The sequence below is a fragment of the Haloplanus sp. XH21 genome (assembly GCF_023276355.1).
Classification (GTDB): Archaea; Halobacteriota; Halobacteria; order Halobacteriales; family Haloferacaceae; genus Haloplanus; species Haloplanus halobius.
In genome coordinates this window covers 2,371,876-2,392,786 of record NZ_JALLPL010000001.1, presented here as the reverse complement: position 1 = coordinate 2,392,786, position 20,911 = coordinate 2,371,876, and the positions used below count along the sequence as shown (strand labels likewise).

The 20,911-nt window shown below is 67.9% G+C and carries 24 protein-coding genes; 12 read left to right on the top strand and 12 right to left on the bottom strand.

What is annotated here, in order from left to right; translation table 11 throughout:
- The first annotated feature begins 44 nt into the window (after window positions 1–44).
- From MXB53_RS12555 to yqeC, 4 genes are all read left to right on the top strand, one after another.
- Window positions 45–500: a 30S ribosomal protein S19e gene (locus tag MXB53_RS12555; protein WP_248897883.1), complete on the top strand. Its 456-nt coding sequence runs from the start codon at window positions 45–47 to the stop codon at window positions 498–500.
- A 122-nt stretch (window positions 501–622) separates the two neighbouring features.
- The gene (locus tag MXB53_RS12550; protein ID WP_248897882.1) at window positions 623–982 is read left to right on the top strand and encodes a DNA-binding protein; all 360 of its coding nucleotides are present in this window, start codon (window positions 623–625) and stop codon (window positions 980–982) included.
- Window positions 983–1,609, top strand: coding sequence for a DUF7411 family protein (locus MXB53_RS12545; protein WP_248897881.1), 627 nt, complete (start codon window positions 983–985; stop codon window positions 1,607–1,609).
- A 20-nt stretch (window positions 1,610–1,629) separates the two neighbouring features.
- A complete protein-coding gene (yqeC, locus tag MXB53_RS12540; RefSeq protein WP_248897880.1) occupies window positions 1,630–2,358 on the top strand; it encodes a selenium cofactor biosynthesis protein YqeC in 729 nt (242 codons plus the stop codon).
- Here the strand turns inward: yqeC and mobA are convergent.
- The 3 genes from mobA to hisS are packed head-to-tail and all read right to left on the bottom strand — an operon-like array spanning window position 2,355 to window position 5,161.
- Window positions 2,355–2,972: a molybdenum cofactor guanylyltransferase gene (mobA, locus tag MXB53_RS12535; RefSeq protein ID WP_248897879.1), complete on the bottom strand. Its 618-nt coding sequence runs from the start codon at window positions 2,970–2,972 to the stop codon at window positions 2,355–2,357. The genes yqeC and mobA overlap by 4 nt on opposite strands.
- Window positions 2,973–3,010: 38 nt before the next feature.
- The gene (gene truA / locus MXB53_RS12530; RefSeq protein ID WP_248897878.1) at window positions 3,011–3,808 is read right to left on the bottom strand and encodes a tRNA pseudouridine(38-40) synthase TruA; all 798 of its coding nucleotides are present in this window, start codon (window positions 3,806–3,808) and stop codon (window positions 3,011–3,013) included.
- Between the two features lie 51 nt (window positions 3,809–3,859).
- Window positions 3,860–5,161, bottom strand: a complete 1,302-nt coding sequence (gene hisS, locus MXB53_RS12525) for a histidine--tRNA ligase (RefSeq protein WP_248897877.1) — start codon at window positions 5,159–5,161, stop codon at window positions 3,860–3,862.
- Window positions 5,162–5,271: 110 nt separating this feature from the next.
- Here hisS and MXB53_RS12520 point away from each other — a divergent pair, with 110 nt between their 5' ends.
- The 4 genes from MXB53_RS12520 (at window position 5,272) to MXB53_RS12505 (ending at window position 9,325) form a co-directional block, all read left to right on the top strand.
- The gene (locus tag MXB53_RS12520; RefSeq protein WP_248897876.1) at window positions 5,272–6,228 is read left to right on the top strand and encodes an AEC family transporter; all 957 of its coding nucleotides are present in this window, start codon (window positions 5,272–5,274) and stop codon (window positions 6,226–6,228) included.
- Between the two features lie 73 nt (window positions 6,229–6,301).
- Complete coding sequence (locus MXB53_RS12515; RefSeq protein ID WP_345779728.1) at window positions 6,302–7,018, top strand: hypothetical protein; 717 nt, start codon at window positions 6,302–6,304, stop codon at window positions 7,016–7,018.
- A gap of 49 nt (window positions 7,019–7,067) precedes the next feature.
- Window positions 7,068–8,354 carry a glucose-6-phosphate isomerase gene (locus tag MXB53_RS12510; RefSeq protein ID WP_248897874.1) on the top strand — a complete coding sequence of 429 codons (1,287 nt, stop codon included), beginning with the start codon at window positions 7,068–7,070 and terminating at the stop codon, window positions 8,352–8,354.
- A 29-nt stretch (window positions 8,355–8,383) separates the two neighbouring features.
- Window positions 8,384–9,325 (top strand): CPBP family intramembrane glutamic endopeptidase, encoded by a 942-nt coding sequence (locus tag MXB53_RS12505; protein WP_248897873.1) that lies wholly within the window; start codon window positions 8,384–8,386, stop codon window positions 9,323–9,325.
- A gap of 4 nt (window positions 9,326–9,329) precedes the next feature.
- On the opposite strand, the gene MXB53_RS12500 is transcribed toward MXB53_RS12505, so the two are convergent.
- Window positions 9,330–10,304: a hypothetical protein gene (locus MXB53_RS12500; RefSeq protein ID WP_248897872.1), complete on the bottom strand. Its 975-nt coding sequence runs from the start codon at window positions 10,302–10,304 to the stop codon at window positions 9,330–9,332.
- Window positions 10,305–10,399: 95 nt separating this feature from the next.
- Here MXB53_RS12500 and MXB53_RS12495 point away from each other — a divergent pair, with 95 nt between their 5' ends.
- A complete protein-coding gene (locus MXB53_RS12495; protein WP_248897871.1) occupies window positions 10,400–10,969 on the top strand; it encodes an NUDIX hydrolase in 570 nt (189 codons plus the stop codon).
- Window positions 10,956–11,393, top strand: a complete 438-nt coding sequence (locus tag MXB53_RS12490; RefSeq protein WP_248897870.1) for a desampylase — start codon at window positions 10,956–10,958, stop codon at window positions 11,391–11,393. Before MXB53_RS12495 ends, MXB53_RS12490 begins: the two co-directional genes overlap by 14 nt.
- Here the strand turns inward: MXB53_RS12490 and MXB53_RS12485 are convergent.
- The 5 genes from MXB53_RS12485 to MXB53_RS12465 all read right to left on the bottom strand — a co-directional run bounded on the left by MXB53_RS12485 (window position 11,369) and on the right by MXB53_RS12465 (window position 15,387).
- Window positions 11,369–12,376 carry an AIR synthase family protein gene (locus MXB53_RS12485; RefSeq protein WP_248897869.1) on the bottom strand — a complete coding sequence of 336 codons (1,008 nt, stop codon included), beginning with the start codon at window positions 12,374–12,376 and terminating at the stop codon, window positions 11,369–11,371. The two genes, MXB53_RS12490 and MXB53_RS12485, sit on opposite strands and share 25 nt — an antisense overlap.
- A gap of 37 nt (window positions 12,377–12,413) precedes the next feature.
- Complete coding sequence (locus tag MXB53_RS12480; RefSeq protein WP_248897868.1) at window positions 12,414–12,782, bottom strand: DUF7522 family protein; 369 nt, start codon at window positions 12,780–12,782, stop codon at window positions 12,414–12,416.
- 50 nt (window positions 12,783–12,832) lie between these two features.
- Window positions 12,833–13,795 carry an MFS transporter gene (locus MXB53_RS12475; protein WP_248897867.1) on the bottom strand — a complete coding sequence of 321 codons (963 nt, stop codon included), beginning with the start codon at window positions 13,793–13,795 and terminating at the stop codon, window positions 12,833–12,835.
- A gap of 140 nt (window positions 13,796–13,935) precedes the next feature.
- Window positions 13,936–14,835, bottom strand: coding sequence for an alpha/beta fold hydrolase (locus MXB53_RS12470; protein ID WP_248897866.1), 900 nt, complete (start codon window positions 14,833–14,835; stop codon window positions 13,936–13,938).
- 42 nt (window positions 14,836–14,877) lie between these two features.
- Window positions 14,878–15,387: a phosphate-starvation-inducible PsiE family protein gene (locus tag MXB53_RS12465; RefSeq protein WP_248897865.1), complete on the bottom strand. Its 510-nt coding sequence runs from the start codon at window positions 15,385–15,387 to the stop codon at window positions 14,878–14,880.
- A 564-nt stretch (window positions 15,388–15,951) separates the two neighbouring features.
- Between MXB53_RS12465 and yciH the strand changes: the two genes are divergently transcribed.
- Entirely contained in the window at window positions 15,952–16,245 is a 294-nt protein-coding gene (yciH, locus tag MXB53_RS12460; protein ID WP_248897864.1) for a stress response translation initiation inhibitor YciH, read from the top strand.
- Window positions 16,246–16,278: 33 nt separating this feature from the next.
- Here yciH and MXB53_RS12455 read toward each other — a convergent pair whose 3' ends face one another.
- Genes MXB53_RS12455 through MXB53_RS12445 form a run of 3 tightly spaced genes read right to left on the bottom strand, consistent with a single transcriptional unit; the run spans window position 16,279 to window position 19,223 of the window.
- Window positions 16,279–16,644, bottom strand: a complete 366-nt coding sequence (locus tag MXB53_RS12455; protein ID WP_248897863.1) for a rhodanese-like domain-containing protein — start codon at window positions 16,642–16,644, stop codon at window positions 16,279–16,281.
- 46 nt (window positions 16,645–16,690) lie between these two features.
- Entirely contained in the window at window positions 16,691–17,863 is a 1,173-nt protein-coding gene (locus tag MXB53_RS12450) for an antitoxin VapB family protein (protein WP_248897862.1), read from the bottom strand.
- A 58-nt stretch (window positions 17,864–17,921) separates the two neighbouring features.
- Entirely contained in the window at window positions 17,922–19,223 is a 1,302-nt protein-coding gene (locus MXB53_RS12445; RefSeq protein ID WP_248897861.1) for an ABC transporter substrate-binding protein, read from the bottom strand.
- 262 nt (window positions 19,224–19,485) lie between these two features.
- Here MXB53_RS12445 and MXB53_RS12440 point away from each other — a divergent pair, with 262 nt between their 5' ends.
- Window positions 19,486–20,910 (top strand): branched-chain amino acid ABC transporter permease, encoded by a 1,425-nt coding sequence (locus MXB53_RS12440; protein ID WP_248897860.1) that lies wholly within the window; start codon window positions 19,486–19,488, stop codon window positions 20,908–20,910.
- Window position 20,911 lies beyond the last annotated feature (1 nt).

Genomic DNA, 20,911 nt, shown 5'->3' with positions numbered 1-20,911 from the left:
CCAATACGATGGGTTTAAACGCCGTCCGCGGGAACCGTGAGCCAATGGTAACCCTCTACGACGTGCCGGCCGACGCGCTCATCGACGCGCTCGCCGACCGGCTCGACGATCGCATCGAGGAGCCCGACTGGGCGAACTACACCAAGACCAGTTCGAGCAAGGAACTCCCGCCCCAGCAGGAGGACTTCTGGGCGGTTCGCGCGGCGAGCCTGCTCCGGAAAGTCGCCGTCGACGGCCCCGTGGGTGTCGACCGCCTCTCGACGGCGTACGGCGACAGCAAACAGGGCTCGACGCGCTATCGCGTCGCGCCCTCGCACGCCGAACCCGGCAGCAAGAACATCATCCGAACGATCCTCCAGCAGCTCGAAGACGAGGATCTGATCTCGGTCGCCCAGGGCGAGGGTCGCGTCGCCACTCCCGAGGGTCGCAGTCTCCTCGACGAGGTCGCCGCGGATGTCCTCGACGAACTCGATCGGCCGGAACTCGAGAAGTACGCCTAATACTGTCGGCTATAAGTTGATCACGAGATTCCCCATCCAAGATGCGAATATCTCGGAACAGTTACAGCCGACAGTATAACCCTCCGAAATCGTTTTCACCGTTTCACCGCTAAATTACACGCATGAGCGGAAGCCCTGACGACGAACGAATCGAAGAGCTTCGACAACAGAAGATGGAAGAGCTGCGAGAGCAGGCCCAGGACGGCGGTGCTGGCGGCCAAAGCGACGAATCCCAGCAGGCCGCCCACCAGCAGGCCGAGGCCCAGAAGGAAGCGCTCCTGAAACAGCATCTCACGGACGGCGCGCGCCAGCGTCTCAACGCGGTCCAGATGTCGAAACCCGACGTGGCCGACAAGGTCGAACAACAGATCCTCGCGCTCGCCCAGAGCGGCCGCATCCAGGACCGCATCGACGAGGAACAGATGCGCAAACTGCTGAAGGAACTCACCCCCGACAAGAGCTTCGACATCCAGCGACGGTAGATGGACGCCGCCCTCCTCTACAGCGGCGGGAAGGATTCGACGCTCGCAGCCCTCTGTCTCGACCGGTTTTACGACGTGACCCTCGTCACCGGCACGTTCGGCGTGACCGACGACTGGCGACACGCCCGCCGCGGGGCCGACCGCCTCGGACTGCCTTTTCGGACGCTGGATCTCGACCCGTCCGTCGCCGCCGAGGCCGTCGACCGCATGATTGTGGACGGCTACCCGCGCAACGGCATCCAGACCGTCCACGACCACGCCCTCGAACGCGTCGCCGACCTCGACGTAGCGGCTGTCGCCGACGGCACCCGCCGTGACGACCGCGTGCCGACGGTCTCGCGGGCGGACGCCCAGAGCCTCGAGGACCGCCGCGGCGTCGACTACCTCGCCCCGCTCGCCGGATTCGGCCGGCGGGCCGTGGACCGCCTCGCGGACATCCACCTCGATGTCGAGACCGGCCCGAGCGAGGCGGTCCCGCGCGCCGACTACGAGGCCGAACTCCGGGCGCTCCTCGCCGACGACGACCGCGACGGCGCCAGCGTCGAGTCGATTTTCCCGGCACACGACCAGTCGGTCGTCCGTGGCGTCGACCGGCCGGCGCCGTTCGGCGTCGATACGCCGAAGTGAGTGGACGCCGAAGCCGGCGCATGAACCTCATCGAAGCGCTGTCCGCCGACAGGGAGATGGTCTGTGTCGTCGGCGCCGGCGGCAAGAAGACGACGCTGTACGCGCTCGCCAACCGACTCGACCGCGCCGTCGTGACGGCGACGGTTCGCATCCCTATCTTCGACGACCAGGTCGCGAACGTGGCCGTGACCCGCGACCCGGTGGGCGCCATCCGGTCGGCGTCGGGATCGTCGTGGCCGCTCGGCCTCGTCCCCGAACGCGAGCGCGACGACCGCTATCTCGGCTACGACCGGGAGACGGTCACGGCCATCCGCGCGACGCCCGGCGTCGGAACGGTGCTGGTGAAAGCCGACGGGGCCCGCACGCGGCTGCTGAAGGCGCCGAACGAACGCGAACCGCAGGTGCCGGCGACGGCCGACACCGTCATCCCCATCGCGAGCGCGAAGGTCGTCGGCAACCCGCTCGCGGACGACCACGTCCACCGGCCCGAACGCGTCGCCGAACTCACGGGACTCGACATCGGCGACCCCATCGGCGCCGACGACGTGGCTGCCGTCCTCGCGAGTCGGCTGGGCGGGCGCAAGCGCGTCCCGCCGACGGCGACGGTCGTCCCGCTGGTGAACATGGTCGACGACGACGGCCTGGCGGCGACGGGACGGGACATCGCCGCCGCCGTTCACGACCGCGCCGACGTGCCGCGGGTGGTGCTCGCTCGGATGGCCGGCCCCGAACTCGTCGACGTGGTTTAGCCGTCGAGTCGGCGGGCGGCGTCCTCGAAGTCCTGGCGCGTGTTGCAGTTCTCGAACGTGCGCGGGTGGCCGTGTTCGCGCACTTCCTCGGCGTCGACGACGACGAAATCCAGGTCGAAGAGCGGCGCGACGATGCGCTCCTTGCCCGCCTCCAGCGCCGCCTCGCAGGCGTCGGCCATCGCGGCCGCCCGGTAGACGGCGTGGGTGGTCTCGAACCACTGGTCCGGGCGCGGGACGGCGGCGTCGTGCCCCGCCGCGCGCTCGAACAGGTAGTCCACGAAGTCGCTGTCGACGAAGGGCATGTCGCAGGCGACGACGAAGGCGTACTCGGTCTCGACGGCGCGGAGTCCCGTCGCCATGCCGGCCATCGGCCCCTCGTCGGGGTAGTCGTCTTCGGCGAACGCGACGGGGAGCGACACGCCGTCGAGCGCGTCGGTGATCGCGGCGCGCTGGGCGGGGCGACAGTTGATCACCACGCCGTCGACGGCCGGTGCGATCCGATCGACCACTCGGCGAATCATCGGCGTACCGGCGAGGTCGGCGACCGCCTTGTCCTCGTCGCCGAACCGCGTCGACCGGCCCCCGGCGAGCACCACGGCAGTACGTTCGGCCATACCGCTCGTTACACCGGCGCCCGGGAAGTACCCCGCGATTAGCGTTCCTGCACGCCGTCGGTTAGGTCGCTGGTGACGCGTGCGGCCACCCGGGCGTCGACGCGCCGCTCGGCGAAGACGGCCCGCGCGCTCGCCGCGGCGTCGGGGTTGCGGGCGAAGTCGACCTCCGGATACGTCACGTCTGCGAGAAGGAGAGGCGTCGCCGACGCGGTTGCCACGCCCGCCGCGCCGTCGAGCGGATCGGGTCCGAGGACGCGCCCGATCCGATCGGCGCCGCTCTCGCCGGCTCCGACCGCCCGGACCAGCGCGACGATGCGCCGGACCATGTGCCGGGCGAACCCGCCCGCGCTGATCGTCACCACGAGGAAGTCGCCGTCGCGGTGGCAGTCGGTGTCGAGGCGGCGGACCGTCCCCGTGTCGTCGGTCGTCAGGTTGTGGAAGTCGTGTTCACCAGCGAGTCGGTCGAGCGCCGCGCGAGCGCGCTCGTCGTCGATGTTGGGCGCATAGAGGTGATAGCGGTAGGTCCGCCGGGTCGCGTCGTGGGTGGCGTGGAAGTCGGCCGCCACGTCGGCGCTGGCCCAGGCCCGGACCGTCCCGGGGAGCGTCCCGTTCAGCGCGGCGGGCGTGAGCCAGTCCGGCGCCTCGAAGGCGACGGTCTGTGCGAGGGCGGAGACGCCCGCGTCGGTGCGTCCGGCGGCGGCGTAGCCGGGCGGCGGGCTCTCGACATCCAACTCGCGGAGCGCGTCGAACAGCGCGTCCTCGACGGTCGGCACGTCGGGTTGGCGCTGAAACCCCGAGTATGGGCGGCCGTCGTACGCAAGGCGAAAGGCGCGCATCGACGGCTCTCGGGCGGTGTGACAGTTAAAATCGCGGAAACGAGGAAGTGGTTACTCGGCGAAGTCGTCGTACGTCGGCCGGTCCCGGTCTCCCGGGAACTCGTCGACGGGGGCCGTGGTCTGGTCGCCGCTTTCCATCTCCTTGATCGTCACTTCGCCGTTCTCCAGGTCGCGTTCGCCGACGATGACGACCGTCTCGGCGTTGACGCCGTCGGCGTAGGACATCTGCGCGCCGAAACTCCGGTCGGCGACGTCGCTCTCGACGACGTGGCCGTTCTCGCGGAGGTCACGCGCCACCCGCGCCGCAGTAGACCGGGTGTCACCCACGGAGAGGACGTAGTAATCCGTCGACAGCGCCTCCTCGGGCCAGACCCCCGCGCGTTCGAGCAAGAGACCGAGGGTGGCGTGGCCGGGCGCGACGCCGACGGCGGGGGTCGGCTGGCCGCCGTAACTCTCGATCAGGTCGTCGTAGCGGCCGCCGCCGAAGACGGCCCGGGACACCTCGCCCTGCGTGTCGAAACATTCGAAGACGGTGCCAGTGTAGTAGTCGAGTCCCCGCGCCGTCTCCAGGGAGACGGTGCAGTACTCGCGGACGCCGAAGTCGGCGGCGGCGTCGAGGACGGCCTGCAGGTTCGCGACGGCGTCGGCCACCTCGTCGGTGCCGGCGAACGCGACCAGGTCGTCCAGATCGTCCGTTGCGAGCAACTCGTCGAACTCCTCGGCCTGGTCGTAAGAGAGGCCCGCGTCGGCCAGGAGGTCGTAGTAGGCGGCCGCGTCGATTTTCTCGGATTTGTCGACGGCGCGGATGGCGTCGCGCACGTCCACGTCGGCGTCGAACGCGCGCAGCAGGCCGCCGAGGATGTCGCGGTGGGAGACGCGAAACTCGAAGTCCTCGCCCGACAGCCCCAGGTTCGTGAGTGAATCCGCGGCGAACGCCAGGATTTCGGCGTCGGCCGCGGGTTCGGCCGATCCGAAGATGTCCACGTTCGTCTGGTAGAACTCACGAAAGCGCCCCTGCTGGACCTGTTCGTACCGCCAGAACGGCCGGGTCGACATCCACTTGATCGGCTTCTGTAGCTCCTGGCCCTTGGCGACGACCATCCGCGCCACCGTCGGCGTCAGTTCGGGCGTCATGGCGACGTGCCGGCCGCCTCTGTCCTCGAAGGCGTACAGTTCCTCGACGATCTCCTCGCCGCTCTTGTCCGTGTAGAGGTCGACGGATTCGAGCGCCGGCGTGCCGATTTCGCGGAAGCCGTACTGCCGGGCCGTCTCCTCTAGCACGTCGGTAACCGCCCGGCGGGCGGCCATCTCTTCGGGGTAGAAATCGCGGAACCCCTTGAGTCGGTCGTACATACCGCGTCGTTGGCGCAGGCCGCGCTTGAAACCTGTCCTTCGTCCTTTTGGGTATCGGAAGATACTGCTCCCATACGGACAGTCAGGCCAGCGGCCGACGACGCGAGGATATGTCCCTCGTCTCCGCGTTCACCTCGGCCGTCCTGCCTATCATCGCCGTGATGGGCCTCGGTTATCTCCTCGCATCGGTGCTCGACATCAGCGTCGACCCACTGAACGACGTCGCGCTCTATCTCTTCTTGCCGGCGCTCGTCTTTCATAGCATCGTCACGACGACGCTGAGTGGGAGCACCGTCGTCCGACTCCTCGCCGGCGTCTGTCTGTTCGTCGTCGGGATGATGGTGGTTGCCGAGATCGCGGACCGCGTCCTCGGGGTCCCGGAACCCTACCGGAGCGCGGATGTCCTCGCCGGCGCGCTGCCGAACGCGGGCTTTTACGGCATCCCTCTCGCCGAATTCGCCTTCGGCGATGTCGGCCGGACGACCGCCGTCGTCTACATGACTGCGCAGGCGTTTCTCATGTACACGCTCGGCGTCTACGTCGCCTCCCGCGGCGGCGGCGAGGCGGGTATCGACGCCATCAAGGAGATATTCCGCCTGCCGCTCGTCTACGCCGTCGCCGCGGCCGGCGTCGTTCGCGTTCTCGGCGTCGCGCCACCGACTGGTGGCACGTTCATGTCCACCGTCAGCCTCGTCGGCAACGCCGCAATCCCGCTGATGCTCGTCGTCGTGGGCGTCCAGTTGTACGGGTTGCAGGCCGGCAACATTCGCCGAGTGATCCGGCCGTCGATCATCAAACTCTTCGTTGCGCCGGCGGTCGGCGTCGCCGTTGCGCTCGGCCTCGGCACCTTCGGTGACGTGGAAGTCGCCCGCGTGTTCGTTCTGCTCTGTGCCACGCCCGTTGCCCTCATCCCGCTCGCGCTCACGCTCACGTACAGCGATGTCGACGAACGCGAGGGGCTGTCGGCCTCCGAGTATCTCACCATGACGATCTTCGTCACGACACTCGCGAGCGTCCCCGTGTTGACCGTGCTCATCACCGTCCTGCGGTCCGGCGTCGTGTTGTGACGGACCAACGTTTTTGCGTTTCGCCCGATCGGTACTGACCATGTCGTCGACGATCCGCGGTACGATTCGAGGGATGGGCCGCCGGGCCAACCCGGCGTTCGCGGTCGGTGCGGTCGTGATCCCTCTCGCCGCACTGGGGTACGCACTGCTCGCCGCATCGGTCGTTCACCACACCTACGTCCACGTGATGGCTGGGGTGTTGTGGACGGGCATCGACCTCTTCATGGCCATCGTGCTCGGGCCGGTGCTCGGTGGGCTGTCGGTCGAGGAGCGCGCCAGCGTCTTCCGCCTGTTCACGCCCAAGATGGCGTTCCTGATGCCGTCGCTGGCTGCGGTCACCATCGGCGGCGGTGTCACGCTCGCCGAGCGCATGGGCGTCTTCCCCCACGCGCAGCCCTGGATCGCGCTCCTGGTGCTCGCCACCACGGTCCCGGCGCTGCTCTGTATCGGGTGGCAGTTCGACGCGTTCGACGACCCGCGCTGGTGGATCGCCTTCGCCGTGGCCCTCCTCGGCGGCGGTGCCTACCTCGCGACCACCGCCCCCGCGTTCGGCATGACGAGTCCGACCATCCTCGTCGCGCTCGCGATCGTCGTCGTGCTCTCCGTGCTGGGATTCGGCGTCCTGTTGCCCGGCGAGGTGCGCATCTACCTCCAGCTCGCTTCTCCAAATCCTGACTCGAACGTCATCAGCCGCATCGGCATGCGCAACGCGCGGCTGAGCGGCCTTCAGGGGCTCTTCCAGCTCGCCATCGTCGTCGTGATGGTGTATCTTCGCTGGGGCGGGGTGTGAGCGCGACGGGACGGAAAACGGTTTCACCGCCCGCGACGCGCCTTCGGGTATGCACGTCGACATCGGCAACGCGCTCGACGCCGAGCCCCGACTGACGCGGGCGGCACTGGAACGACTCGACGAGCGCGTCGCCGACGCCCACGACCGAATCGAACGCGGCCGCGCCGACGCCGCGCACGGCTACGCGGCGCTGAACCTCCCCGACACCGTCGACCCCGACGCCATCCGCGCGGCCGTCGACCGGTTCGACGACCCCGCGGCCGTCCTCACCGTCGGCATCGGCGGGAGCGCGCTCGGCGCCGCGACGCTCACGGACGCCCTCGGCGGCGACATCGACGCCTACGTCCTCGACAACGTCGATCCCGCGGGCGTCGACGCCCTGCTCGATTCCCTGCCGCTCTCGGAGACGGTCGTCCACGTCGTCTCCCGGTCGGGCACCACCGCCGAGACGCTTGCGAACTTCCTCGTCGTCCGGGAGACGATGGCCGACGCCGGCGTCGACTGGACCGAGCGCACCATCGTCACGACCGGCCCGGAGGGGAACCTCCGCGCGCTCGCGGAAACTCACGACCTGCCCGCCCTCGACGTTCCCGCCGGCGTTCCGGGGCGATTCTCGGCGCTCTCGACGGTCGCCCTCCCCGTGGCGGCGCTCGCGGGCCACGACCTCGACGCGCTGCTCGCCGGCGCGCGCGACGAGGCCGACCGGCTCGCAGGATCGCTGTTCGACTCGCCCGCCTACGCCTACGGCGCCACCTGCTACGCGCTGGAACGCCGGGGCGCGGGGGTCAACGCGATGATGCCCTACGCCGAGTCGCTGGACTCGTTCGCGGAGTGGTTCGCCCAGCTCTGGGCCGAGAGTCTGGGCAAAGACGCCATCGGCCAGACGCCGGTCCGCGCGCTCGGCGCGACCGACCAGCACTCCCAGTTGCAGCTCTACCGTGCCGGCCCGCGGGACAAACTCGTGACGCTCGTCCGCCCCCGGGAGCGTCCCGATCGGTCGATTCCGGAGACCGACCTCGAGGGCCTGTCGTATCTGGGCGGCGGGAGTCTCGGCGCCCTGATCGACGCCGAGTTCGAGGCGACGGAGGCGAGTCTCGCCGCTGCGAACTGCCCGAACGTCCGGATCGAGATCGACTGCGTCGACGAACGAGGCGTGGGCGAACTCCTCTACGGCATGGAGGCGGCGTGCGTGCTGTACGGCGAACTCGCCGGCGTCGAGACGTTCACCCAGCCGGCGGTGGAGTGGGGCAAACGCGCTGCGCGCGGCCTCCTGGGCGGCGGCGACTTCGAAGAGGCCGCCGCGGTGGGTGAGAAACGCAGCCTCGTCATCGACTGATACTTACTTCCGGGGCGACTTGCGGCGGTATGGTCACCGACCTCCTCGTCCCCGCGGCGATGCTCCACCTGCTCGGGGGACTGGTGCTCGCGGCGCTGGTCCATCAGGACGCGTCGCTCCGGGGAAGCGATCGACCGCTCCTCCCCGCCGTCGCCGTGTTCGTCACCGGTCTCGTCGGCGCCGTGGGGTACTACCTCCTCCGCGAGCGGATCGGCTCGCTCTCGCCCGATGCGAGCCACGTCCGTGCCCCGATCGGTACGCGGCTGGTCGACCTCGTTCGGAGCGTCCTCCTCGTCGTCGGCGTGTTCCTTTCGGCCATCGCGGTCACCGGCCTCGGCGCCAGCGCTCTCGTCGCCGCGGGCGTCGTCGCGCAGGGCTCGCTCGACTACCGGGTGGCAGCGACCGTCCTCCAGTTCGTCGGCTTCGGCGTCGGTGTCGGCGGCTACCTCGCCGTCACGCGCGACTGGGACCTCGTCGAGGTGCGCCTGCCGACGCTCCGCCAGATCGGCCTGATCGCCGTCGGCGTCGTCGTGCTGGTGGCCGCGCAGATCGTTCTCGTCCGCCTGCTGGCGGTTTTCAGCATCGAGTCGGCCCAGAACCAGGTCGTCTCCACCGGGCAACAGAACCCTCGCTACTTCCTCTATATGATCCCCGTCACCATCCTGCTCGTCGGTCCCTTCGAGGAACTCGTTTTCCGGGGCGGCGTGCAGGGTATCCTCCGACGGACGTGGGGCCCGTCGGTCGCCATCGTCGTCGCGAGCGTCCTGTTCGGCTTCGTCCACTGGGTCGCGCTCACCGGGAGCAGCAGCGGCGCCAAGGTGACCTACGTCGCCATCGCGGCCATCCTCGGCCTCGTGCTCGGCTATCTGTACGAACGAAGCCGCAACCTCGTCGTCCCGGCGGTCGTTCACGGCCTCTACAACGCCGTCCTGTTCGGCGCGCAGTACGTGTCGGCGACCGGCGCGGCCTGAGCGATTACCGGATTTCGATATTCAACTCGTCGAACTGCGTCTGCAGTAGCCGTTCCACCTCGCCCCAGTCGACGGGTGGTTCGAGGTCGTCGACCGCCGCCTCGAACGACGCCACCGTGTCGGCCACCGCCGTCCACGAGTCGTCGAACCCGTCGATGCTCTCGGCCGTCTCGTCGAGACGCGCCGAACACTGCGCGTGGCGCTCCTCGAGCGAGTCGAGCTGCGCCCCGAGGGCGGCCAGTTCGTCCCCGTAGTCGCCCTCCTGCCGGTCGAGCCACGATTCGAGCTCCGCGAGGTCGGTTCGCAGTTCCGCGAAGACGGCGCTCATGACCTGCTGGAGATGATACGCGGCCAGCCACCAGTCGAACCGCTGGTCGGCGTCGCCGGTGCCGGCCTCGATCCGGTCGAGGAGCGCGTCGGTGTTGTCGAGATACTGGTCGAAGCCGCCGAGTTCCGTCTCGAACTCCTCGACTCTGGCGTCGGGGTCGTGGAGCCACGATTCGAACGCCGACAGCTCTTGCTCGACGTGATGGAGGCCGTGGTCGACCTCGTGGAGCGCCTGTTCACCCCGGGCGAGGCGCTTCGCGCCCCGGTAGAACGCCACGGGGGAGTCCGGTTCGGTCGGCGTCTCGTCGAGTCGGTCCGCCGCGGCCGACAGGTCCGCTCGCATCGCGGTGAATCGATCCTCGTGCTCGTCGACTCGGGCCTGAACCTGGTTGCTGTCGCGGTCTGTGGCGTCGAGTGACGCCAGGATCGACCGAAGGCGCTCCTCGCTTGCGGCCACCTCGTCGCTCACAGACTGGTGTTCCTGTCGACACTCTCGGCGCCAGGCCGCGAACGCGTCCGGCGTGAGTCGGCCCCCCTCCGTGCGCTTCTCGATGGCCGTCAACACGCCGTCGTCGACGTCCATGTCGTCCCGTTGCTCGACTCGCTCCCGGACGGTCGCCACGTCGACGCCCCCGTCTCGCTCGTCACTCATTGGCCGCCGTTCGGGCGTGGCACATTTAGATGATTCGAGGCCACGCTCGACCGGTCATCGAAGACACCATTAGCCTCCTGTCCGATACAGTTCCCATGAGTGCGAACGAGGGCAGCGACGCGGAGCCAGCCCACCCGAACGCCGAACAGGAAGTCATCGCGGTCGATGCCCAGGACCAAGAACAGGGAACCGTCAACCGTCTCGATGCCCACACGGGCGACGGCGTCCGCCACCGCGCGTTCACTGCCCTCGTCTTCGACGGGGACGGCCGCGTGCTCTTGGCACAGCGTGCGCCCGACAAGCGCCTCTGGGACACCCACTGGGACGGCACCGTCGCCTCCCACCCCCGACCGGGACAGGGACAGAAGGAAGCCACTCGGGAGCGCCTCGTCGACGAACTCGGCGTCACCCCCGACCAGTACAACGACCTCCGGATCACGGACAAGTTCGAGTACAAGCGGTATTACGAGAACGCGGGCCTGGAGTGGGAGGTCTGTGCCGTCCTGCAATGCACGCTCGACGAGGTCGACCTCGCGCCCGACGAAGAGGAGGTCGCCGGCCGCCTCTGGGCCGACTACGACCACCTCCACCAGCATCCGGCGTGGTACCGGCAGCTGCGCCTGTGCCCCTGGTTCGAGATCGCGATGCGCCGTGACTTCGACTGAGTCGCTCCGGCTCACGCCGCCCGCCCGCGACGCCCTCCTCGACCACGCCCGCGAGGGGGCAGATCGGGCGCCGCCCGCGGAAGTGTGCGGCGTCCTCGCCGGCACCCGTGGCCCCCCGGACCGCGTGACCGAGACGCGCCGCGTCGAGAACGTCGCCTCGACCCCCCGGTCGCGGTACGAACTCGATCCCGAGGCGACGATGGCCGCCATCGACGACGTCGAGGCGGCGGGAACGGATGTCGTCGGTTTCTATCACTCCCACCCCGAGAGCGACCCCGTGCCGAGCGCTACCGACCACGAACGGGCGACGTGGGAGGGCTACGTCTACGTCATCGTCTCGCCACCCGATTCGATCCGTGCCTACCGCTACACCGGCGAGGGGTTCGACCCCCTCCCGGTTCAGGTGGACGAAAGCCGCGAGTAAGCTGCCCACGACGCGTCGGTGCCCGGATGTGAGATCCGGTCGCCGTCGACGATCACCCCGTCGCCGTCGGTGACCTGCCCGACCCGCGCGACGGGCGTTCCGCACTCCCGGAGTGCCGTCACCACTCGGTCGGTCCCCGCGGGGTCGACCGCCAGCACGAGCGATCCGGAGGTCGTCGCCGTCCAGGGATCGATGTCCAGCGCCGCACACGTCTCCCGGACGCCGGGGCGGACCGGCACCCGGTCCCGTTCGATCTCGAACCGGACGCCGGCGCTCGTCGCCATCTCGACGAACGCGCCGTAGAGACCGCCCTCGGTGGCGTCGTGCATCGCCGTCACCGAGCCTGCGGCCGCGGCCGTCATGGCATCGCGGACGCACCGCGCCTCGTCCACCCGCTCCTGGGCCGTCGCGAGCGTCTCGGCCGGGAGCGGGACGGCGTCCGGAAACAGCGTCGTCAACAGGCCAGTCGTCTCGACCGCTGGGCCCTTGGTCACGACGAGGTCGTCGCCGGGGCGGGCGCCGTCCGGACGAATCACGTCGCTCGCGTCGCCGACGGCGAGGGCCGTCGCGCCGCCGACCCAGGGGAACGAACAGCCCTCGTAGCGCGCCGTGTGGCCGGTGACGACGCTCACGCCCAGGTCCCGCGCCTCCTCGTGCATCGCCGTCCAGACGGTAGCGAAGGCGTCGTCGGTCATCGACGGCGGGAGCGCAAAGGAGATGGCGAGATGCGAGGGTGGCAGGCCGCTGACCGCCACGTCCGCGAGGACGATGTCGAGCGCGAACCGGCCGGCGCGGGCGAAGCCGAGGTCCGGGAGGATGGAGACGGGGTCGGTCGCGATGGCGAGCGTCCGGTCACCGATGTCGAGCAGGCCGAAATCGATGCCCGGCGTCGGCCCGAGACGCACGTCCTCTCGATCGGCGCCGAGGTGGGGACGGACGTGGGTCTCGAAGAAGGTGCGGTCGATCTTTCCGAGATCCGGCATACGGTTGCTCGGTGCGCGCCGCGCAAAGGCGTGACGGCTACGACAACCGTGACTTGCACGTCGAGGCGAACGAGTTGAGCGGGATGGGGGCGTCGGAGTCGACGCTGACGAACAGGCCGGTGAACTCCCCGGCGGTGAAATGAAAGGCGGTCAGCTCCTCGAACCGGTGTACCGAACAGTGTAGCGGCCCGGCGCTGAAGAGGTCTTCCAGGCGGTCGCGGCCGATTCCCTGTAACACGAGGTCTTCGTGCAGTTCCTCCGCCACGTCCGGGAGACGGGGCCTGATGTCGTCGCGGACGTAGAACGCGTCGTATCCATCGGCATCGTACTCGGCGACGACCCGGAGACCGGCGTCGACATCCTCACGGAGCGCGGTCACGAACTCCTCTCGGTCTTCGACGAGCATGGGGAGATCAGTTCCTACGATCCGGACCGATAAAATACCACTCACTCATATCACATATTGTCGGGGCGGGCGCCGCGTCCCGCGAACAGCGCACAGCCGGCGCCGACGGCGACGGCGCCGACGACGGCGGCGACGTGGAGCGACGGCGCCAGCGCGACGCCCGCGAGGCCGGCCCCGGTAGCGAGCGTCCCGACGAGCAGCGGGACGCGCCGGGTGTCGAAGGCGGCCGTCAGGCGACCGACCTGCGTGCTCCCGACCGAACTCGCGACGCTGGCGAGCGCCACCAGCGCGCCCGCCGCGCCGGGCGTTCCGTCCAGCAGCCGAACCATGACGATCGAGTTGTACGTCAGAAAGCCGAACCAGAGAAAGGAGGGCACGGCGCGCCCGAGCAACGCAAGGCCGACGCGGGGCGTGCGCACGAGCCGGCCGAGACGCCGAACGTCGACGCCGCGCTCGGCCGAGGCGCCCGTCGCCGACTCCTCGAAGCCGAAATGGACGACGACGGCCGCCGGCAGGCCGAGCGCGAACAGGTAGAAGGGGTACTGCCAGGCGAGCGAGACGAGGAGGCCGGCGAGAAAGGGGAAGACGGCGAGCGAGAGGCCGACTGTCGTGAACCGGAGTCCCTGGGCCGTCGCCTCGCGGTCGCCAGCGAAGAGATCCCCCGTTGCCGCGATGAGGACGGGCGCGATGCCGGTGTAGCCGATGCCTTGGCGGAGACGGAGGGCGACGGTGAGCCGGAAATCGGCCGTGAACGCGAGCGCGCTCCCCGCCGCGCCGAAGAGCGCCAGCCCCGCGGTCAACACCGGCTTGCGCCCGTACTGGTCCGACACCATCCCCACTAGCGGGATGGCGACGATGGCGGGCGCCGTGAACGCCGCCATCACGAGACCGATGCGCGCCTCGCTCACGCCGTAGACGCCGAGCAGCGTATCGAGCAGGGGCGACACCAGCGCGGCGCCCATCGGCGAGACGACGCTGCCGAGCAACACGACTCTGAACCGTGGATCGGACACTACGTCGGCGTTTTCGCCGACAAATCGGGCTGCGAATCCCCCGTCGAGCGCAGTCGACGGGTGGATTTTACCTTGTCGTCTCGCCGGCGATCTCGGCGTTGTCATCCGGGTCGCAAGCGTCGCCAGTTACACTCCCCGTCTCACCCGCTCCGTTCTGCCCGCTCGAACTGCTCTTGAAGGTGGTCGCTGACCTGTTCGGGAAACTCATGGTGGATCCAGTGGGTCGCCGCGTCGAGCAGGACCGACCGCCCCCTCCGACAGTACGCGACGCTCTCGCGGGCCATCGACTGCCGAAGAAAGCGGTCCCGTGCCCCCCAGAGGACGAGCGTCGGCGGCGTCACGGGATCGGTCCGCTCCGGTGGCGGATATCGGCCGACTGCCCGATACCAGTGCAGCGTCGCGGTGAGCGCGCCGGGTTTTCGCCACGCCGCCCGGTAGCGGTCGAAGTCGCGATCGTCGAACGTATCCGGTCGACTCGACTCGCGCATCGTTCGCTCGAAGAGCCGCCAGTCGGTCGCCCGCACGACGAGTTCCGGCACGACGGGAAGCTGCACGCCCGCCATGTACCAACTCCGCCGGCGCTGGTCCCAGGACCGACGGAGCGTCCGTGCCATCACGGTCGGATGCGGGACGTTCACCGCGGTCAGCGTCGCGACCCGGTCGGCGTGATCGAGCGCGACCCACCAGGCGACGGCCGCGCCCCAGTCGTGACCGACGACGTGTGCCGTCTCGATGCTCTCGGCGTCGAGCAGCCCCGTCACGTCGGCGGCGAGTTCCGGCAGACGATAGGCGGCGACGCCGCTCGGCTTCTCGCTGTCGTTGTAGCCCCGCTGGTCCGGCACGAGGACGCGATAGCCCGCGTCGGCGAGGCGGCGCGCCACGTCACTCCACCCGTACCAGAACTCGGGAAAGCCGTGTAACAGGACCACCGGCGGTCCGTCCGCGGGACCCAGTCGGACGACGTGCAGACGGACGCCGTTCGTCTCGACGGTGGTCGATTCACCCTCCGACGGCTGGGCACGGGCGGGGTCGCGAGCCATGTCACCCGGTACGCCCACACGCACAAAAGCGCAGAGTCCCGCTCACTCGCCGAGGCGGGCGCCGTACCCCCGCTCGACCAGAAGCAGGCCAACGAGCCCGAAGATGAGGATGGTGTAGGCAACGGCGGCAAACAGCGCGTCCTGAGCGGAGGCGTACTCGCCCGTCCGGAAGATGATCGTCTTCCGGACCATCGCGATGACACCGGTGTAGATGACGAGTCGGACGATTCGTCGCGTCTCGCTCTCCTCGGTGTACGCGATGACCGTCTCGTACACCTCGACGATGATGAGGAGGAGGAGGCCGGTGTCGATGAAGCCGATGACGACCAGCGGGTCGGTGATACTGCCGCCGCGCACGGCGGCGATGATCTGGAGTAGCAGGTCGGCGACGCCGATGGCAAAGAGGAGGGCGAAGACGGCCGCCGCGACCAGTTCCACTGCGTAGACGAAGCGGTTCGTCACGTCGGCGAAGCGGCTCGCCGCGAACGGCGTCGACCGCCTGTTGAGTGATGGGCCCTCGTCCGACTGCTCGTCGGCGTCGTCGTCCGTCATCTATCCTCCGAATCGGTCTGCCCACTGATCGCCGGACTGCGACCAGAGCTTCGATGACGGACACCGGCCACGATACGTCCCCAGTGTCGGAACACGTCCGTCCATATATGGGCTCCCACCAATAACGTGACGGCACACGGTCCGTCGGCGCGGCCGCGCAGCGGGCGACTCGACCGCCCGCGCATCCCGAGCTGTTCACTAGCCCCGTCGAGTACTTTCACCCGTAAATCATGTTTCCCTTCTTCTTGGACGAGATACCGGAAATCCCGCGGTGTGACCCGGAAATAAGACGGTTGTGTAGTGGTCCGACCGCGGATGGTGGGTTGTGAGCGAGGGGTGGGATTCGTCGCGGTCGGAGCTGGAGTCGTTGCAGAAGTTGGTTGATCCGGATTTGCCGATGAGATGGATTACTCGGACGGTTTTGCAGGCTCAGAAGGTGTAGTCTGACCCGTTCATTTTTTGGTTGTGCTCCTGTTAGACGTAGCTGGTAATGCGAAGCAACCGGATTTCGGTTGAGAGGAGCGCGGCATTCATGACCACCGCTGTAAGACATGCGGGGATATCATGAGTGAAGTCTGCTCGACGTGCGGGCTCCCTGAGGAACTCTGCGTCTGCGAAGACGTCGCCAAGGAGTCTCAGGAGATCAACATCCGCATCGACGAGCGCCGCTACGGGAAGGAAGTAACGATCATCGAAGGGTTCGATCCGAAAGACGTCGACATGGACAGCCTGTCGTCGGACCTGAAGTCAAAGTTCGCCTGCGGTGGGACCGTCGAAGACGGCGCGATCGAACTCCAGGGGAACCATCTCGGCCGCGTGGAGGATTTCCTCCGCGAGAAAGGGTTCAACGTCGCGTGATCGACATCTGACTGCCCGTCCGTCGAGTGTTTTCTAGAACGGTGATTCGGGGGTTTCGCCCCCGTCAGCGGCCTCCGTCTCGTCGTTCGCCATCAACTCCCCCGACCACGCGTCGAGCCCACCAGCCATGCTCTCGACGCGTGCGTCACCCGTTCCCTCGTAGGAGTTGATGAGGCGCGCCGCCTGGACGCTCGCCTTGCCGTGTGGACAGACCGTGACGATGTGGTCCGCGTCGGCGAACTCGCCGATACGGTCCGGCAGTTCTCCGAACGGAACGTTCTCGCTGCCCGGGATGTGGCCTCGAGCGAACGCGCCGGGGGAGCGGATATCGATGATTCGTGGCTGCTCGTCGCTCTCCAGCAACCGTTCGACCTCCTCCGCAGAGATTTCGTCGTCCATACCCCTCCTAACGCCCGTCGGGTGAATAAGCCTCCGGGTTCGTCCGTTAACCGGTCCTGCAGACCGCGGTCGGCACTCGTTCTCGCCGCTCGACCGGATCCGCGGGCAGGCGCGTTTCCGGCAGGTCGGCATCGGTCGCCGTCCACAGCAACGTCGCGTCGTTCCGATCTGCGTACTCCGCCGCGGACACCGCGGTCACTCGCGTCACGGTGAGCGTGCGGTCATCGAGCAGGAGGCGGTCCAGGTGTGCGATGCCGTCGGGCACCGCATCGCCGATCACCAGGAGATGCGCCCCGGCTCCGACGGGCTGATCCGCCATCGCGACCCCGTCGAGGCCGGCCTCGCGAACCCGCTCGACGAGTTCGGACAACGTCGCGTCGACGGCCTCGAGCGCCCGTCGCAGGCGGTCGACGCCCGCCGGTGCCGACTCCTCCCTGTCGAACAGCGACAGCAACGAGTCCGTGCCCGCATCGGGGGGACGCGTCCCGATCCGGAAGGGGTACGGCGTTCCGTCAACCACCACCGCGTCAGCGCCCGCGACGGCGTCCGGCGGCGTCGAGGCGGCGCCGTGGACCGACAGCGGGAGTTCGCGGTCCCAGTCCGGACGGACGGTCTGGACGCCGACGAACGTCGCGCCCGCGTCTCGGAACGCCTCGATCAGAGTTTCGAGGTCGACGGTGGCCAGCGTCTCGTCCAGGAGCCGTTCGATCACGTCGCTGTAACTCTCTTCGGGACCGAGACGGCGCCCTAGGCGGTCGGCGACCGATCCCTCGACCCAGAGCATCGACGGATCCTCGAAGAGGTCGTCCGGGTACGGCGGTGGCTGGGTGCGTTTGATCGTCGCTTCGGCCGCGTCGATTTTCTCGCGAGCGCGGTCGTGATACGCCGCGACGATGGTCCGCGAGAGCGGATCCCCGTCGGTCGCGCGACCGATGGCCCAAATGTAGAGGCCGATCGCATCGAACGTGAGGCGGTCGGCGCCCTCGTGGACCAGGTTGCGCAACACCCAGGTCTGAGCCTCGCGCTTGGAGAGCGTGGTCTCGGCCACCAACTCGTCGACGTACTCGCCGTACAACTGCTCGAGCGTGTAGCAGAACTCCTCGATCTGATCGCGGGTGACGTTCTCGGGGAGTGGATCGACGCGCGTAAAATCCAGCGCCGACCCGATGGCGTTCAGTTTCGTCGACGGATGCCAGCGGGTCTCCAGCTCGACGGGCATACGATGGAGTCGCCCCGGCGCCTCATAGGGGTTGCCCCGAGGCGGGACCGCGACCGAATCAGATCCGTCCCTCGAAGTACGAGAGCGGGACCTCCTCGGCCAACTGCGCTTCGCCATCTTGCACCTGCAGGATGCGATACGGTACGACGGGTTCGAGGTTTTCGTTCAGATCGACGGAGCCGGACGCGCCGTTGTAGTCGATGGCCTCGTCGTTGCCGAGGGCGTCCTTGCCAGCCTGGAACTCCGCGACCGAGACGGTGGTGTCCCCGTTGTTCGGCCGGGAGACGCTCCGGATGTTCTCGGCGATCCCCGTGCCGCTGGCCTCACCCGCTGCCTCCATCGCGAAGCCCATGAGATACGTCGCGTCGTAGGCGTGGGGGGCGAACTGCGTGATGTTTTCCTGGCCGCCCATGTTCTCCTGGAACGTCTCACTGTTGGCCGTCTGGGGCGACGTGATGTACATCCCCTCGACGATGTCGGAAAGATCCGACAGCAGCTCCGGCGACAGGATCGCCTCGGCGCCGACCCACTCGCCGCCGTAGCCGCCCTGGTTCCACTGCTGGAGGATAGTGCGGCCGTTACCGGGGTACATCACGGCGCCGACGGCGTCGGGGTCACCCTCAAACACGGCGTCCAGCGTCGACGTGTAGTCGCTGGTCGCCTGGGAGTAGGCCACCATGTTCAGCGTCTCGCCGTTGAAGCTCTCGCTCGCGGCCTCCGCCAGCCCCTGTCCGTAGGGGTTGTCCACGTAGAGGAACGACGCGGACGACGCCTCGATCGACTGGTTCAGCACGCGCGCCATCACCAGCGCCTGCTGGACGTCGTTTGGCGAGGTCCGCCCGTAGTATTTGACGCCGTTGCTCTCGTTGACCCCTGCCGTCGCCAGCGCCGGCGAGGTGTTGCCGTTGGACACTTCCATCACTTGATTGTCGCGGGCGATCGGAGCGAGCGTCGTCCCGATCCCGCTGGAGTACGGCCCGACGAGGCCGACGATACCCTCCTGGTTGATCATCGTCCGGAACTTCTGGGCCGCCCGCGACGGACTCCCCTCCGTGTCGCGGTTGATCGGTTCGATCTGTCGGCCGCCGAGAACGCCCCCGGTGGCGTTGATCTCCTCGACGGCGAGGTTGAACGCCTGCTGGTGGCCGCCACCGTACGCGCTGTTCGTCCCGGTAATCGGGAAGATCGAGCCGAGGGCGATGGACTCGCCACCGTCGCCGCCGCTTTCGGTCGGCGTGTCCGTGGCGCCGTCGCCCCCGCCGTTCCCCTCTTGCTGTGAACAGCCGGCGAGCGAGATGATCCCCGCCGTACCGGTCGCTCCGAGTCCTTTCAGCACGTCCCGTCGACTACGTTCTGACATGACGTTACCCCTGTTATTTCTTGACATAAATTAATCTATTGTCGAGAACAGTGTACAAACCGAGTGGATATAGGAAAAAATATGTACAAAAGGTCTCCTGTTGGCACTATCGACACCGCCTGTGAGCTAACTCATCCGATGTATTCTCACTCCGCCGACAAAAATTGGAGGGGCCAGATGGGGTATCGGACTGCCGCCGAAATCAACACGATCGATTCAACGCCACCGAAATGATATTAACCATTGTCTGTCATCCACAACCATGGCCGCCGAGACGGGATTACTAAACGCCATCACTACCGGCGTCGTCACCGGCAGTATCGTCGCGCTCGGTGCTACCGGTCTTGCCCTGGTGTACGATATCGCCGAGGTACCCAACTTCGCACACGGCGATCTGTTGACACTCGGGGCGTACGCTGCATTGCTCGTGAACAAACCCGACACCGTCCCACTGTTCGAGTTGCTTGCGACCGGGCCACAGCAGGTCGGACTCGCGGGCTCGGCCTTTCTCTTCGTGCTCTCCGCGGGCGGGGTCCTCGGCACGATCTATCACCTCGGCGGGATGCAGGCGCTCAAAGGCAGTTGGTGGGGCGTCGACGTCTCCGCCGGCGTCGCGCTCGGAGTGCATGGCGCCGTCGCGGCGCTGGTGGGTGCGGCCGTCGTGGTCGGCGCGCCCGCGTTCGAGGCCGCGCTCCTGTTTTCGTTCGTCCTCCTCGGTGCCATCGTTCCACTCCTCGAATCGTTCATCTTCCGCAAGTTCCGCGAGAAGGACGTCGAACTCGCCTTGATGCTGATCGTCTCGTTGGCGGTCGCGTTCGTCGTCCGATTCGGCATTCAGACCATCTTCGGCGGCGAGATCCGATACTACACCGTCGAGACGACAGTCCCCTTCCTCGGTGGACAACTGGATTTCACGCTCGCGAAGTTCTTCGACCTGTTTCTGACCGACAGCGGTCTCCTCGTCAGTATTCAGGAGACCAGGGGCGGCACGTCCCGCCAACTGCTCGTGATGCAGTACTCGTGGCTCGAACTCGGCGTCGTGGCCGTCGCGACGGCGGCTCTGGCGTACGTCGCTCACCGCCGCCGGCGGAGCACCTCGGGCGTCGTCGGCCCCCGTCTGGCGGCCGCCCTCGTCGGCGTCGCCGGGCTCGCCCTCGGCGGCGCGGCCTTCTGGGGCGGCGCTAGCGGCGTCCCCGACACCGCGATCGCCGCGACGCGCATCCGAACCTCGCCTCTGCGACTCGGTATCATCGTCCTCGCCTTGCTCATGATGTCGGCGCTGCATTACCTGTTGCAGGCGACGACGCTCGGCAAGGCGATGCGCGCCACCAGCGACAACCGCCAACTCGCGATGGTCCGGGGGATCAACACCCGCCAGGTGATGATGTCGGTCTGGATCATCTCCGGCCTCTTTGCCGCCATTGGCGGCGTCATGCTCGGCTTCCTGTTCAGTTCGATCACCATCAACCTCGGCTTCAACCTCCTGCTCGCCATGTTCGCGGGGGTCATCCTCGGCGGCATCTCCGTCTACGGCGCCATCCTCGGCAGTTACGTCGTCGGCCTTGCGATGGAGATCGGCATCTTCGCCATTCCCGGCCTCAGCGCAACCTACCGTATTCCCGTTGCGTTCGTGATCCTGCTGCTTGTGTTGCTCGTCAAACCCGAAGGCATCGTGGGGGGACGCTGAG

Bases quoted from the DNA above. Each gene is read 5' to 3' on its own strand.
- MXB53_RS12505 (WP_248897873.1), top strand. From the start codon at position 8,384: ATGGTCACCGACCTCCTCGTCCCCGCGGCGATGCTCCACCTGCTCGGG.
- MXB53_RS12555 (WP_248897883.1), top strand. From the start codon at position 45: ATGGTAACCCTCTACGACGTGCCGGCCGACGCGCTCATCGACGCGCTC.
- mobA (WP_248897879.1), bottom strand. From the start codon at position 2,972: ATGGCCGAACGTACTGCCGTGGTGCTCGCCGGGGGCCGGTCGACGCGG.
- hisS (WP_248897877.1), bottom strand. From the start codon at position 5,161: ATGTACGACCGACTCAAGGGGTTCCGCGATTTCTACCCCGAAGAGATG.
- MXB53_RS12470 (WP_248897866.1), bottom strand. From the start codon at position 14,835: ATGGCTCGCGACCCCGCCCGTGCCCAGCCGTCGGAGGGTGAATCGACC.
- truA (WP_248897878.1), bottom strand. From the start codon at position 3,808: ATGCGCGCCTTTCGCCTTGCGTACGACGGCCGCCCATACTCGGGGTTT.
- MXB53_RS12550 (WP_248897882.1), top strand. From the start codon at position 623: ATGAGCGGAAGCCCTGACGACGAACGAATCGAAGAGCTTCGACAACAG.
- MXB53_RS12450 (WP_248897862.1), bottom strand. From the start codon at position 17,863: ATGCCCGTCGAGCTGGAGACCCGCTGGCATCCGTCGACGAAACTGAAC.
- MXB53_RS12510 (WP_248897874.1), top strand. From the start codon at position 7,068: ATGCACGTCGACATCGGCAACGCGCTCGACGCCGAGCCCCGACTGACG.
- MXB53_RS12545 (WP_248897881.1), top strand. From the start codon at position 983: ATGGACGCCGCCCTCCTCTACAGCGGCGGGAAGGATTCGACGCTCGCA.
- MXB53_RS12495 (WP_248897871.1), top strand. From the start codon at position 10,400: ATGAGTGCGAACGAGGGCAGCGACGCGGAGCCAGCCCACCCGAACGCC.
- yciH (WP_248897864.1), top strand. From the start codon at position 15,952: ATGAGTGAAGTCTGCTCGACGTGCGGGCTCCCTGAGGAACTCTGCGTC.
- MXB53_RS12445 (WP_248897861.1), bottom strand. From the start codon at position 19,223: ATGTCAGAACGTAGTCGACGGGACGTGCTGAAAGGACTCGGAGCGACC.
- MXB53_RS12465 (WP_248897865.1), bottom strand. From the start codon at position 15,387: ATGACGGACGACGACGCCGACGAGCAGTCGGACGAGGGCCCATCACTC.
- yqeC (WP_248897880.1), top strand. From the start codon at position 1,630: ATGAACCTCATCGAAGCGCTGTCCGCCGACAGGGAGATGGTCTGTGTC.
- MXB53_RS12520 (WP_248897876.1), top strand. From the start codon at position 5,272: ATGTCCCTCGTCTCCGCGTTCACCTCGGCCGTCCTGCCTATCATCGCC.
- MXB53_RS12455 (WP_248897863.1), bottom strand. From the start codon at position 16,644: ATGGACGACGAAATCTCTGCGGAGGAGGTCGAACGGTTGCTGGAGAGC.
- MXB53_RS12500 (WP_248897872.1), bottom strand. From the start codon at position 10,304: ATGAGTGACGAGCGAGACGGGGGCGTCGACGTGGCGACCGTCCGGGAG.
- MXB53_RS12440 (WP_248897860.1), top strand. From the start codon at position 19,486: ATGGCCGCCGAGACGGGATTACTAAACGCCATCACTACCGGCGTCGTC.
- MXB53_RS12515 (WP_345779728.1), top strand. From the start codon at position 6,302: ATGGGCCGCCGGGCCAACCCGGCGTTCGCGGTCGGTGCGGTCGTGATC.
- MXB53_RS12480 (WP_248897868.1), bottom strand. From the start codon at position 12,782: ATGCTCGTCGAAGACCGAGAGGAGTTCGTGACCGCGCTCCGTGAGGAT.
- MXB53_RS12485 (WP_248897869.1), bottom strand. From the start codon at position 12,376: ATGCCGGATCTCGGAAAGATCGACCGCACCTTCTTCGAGACCCACGTC.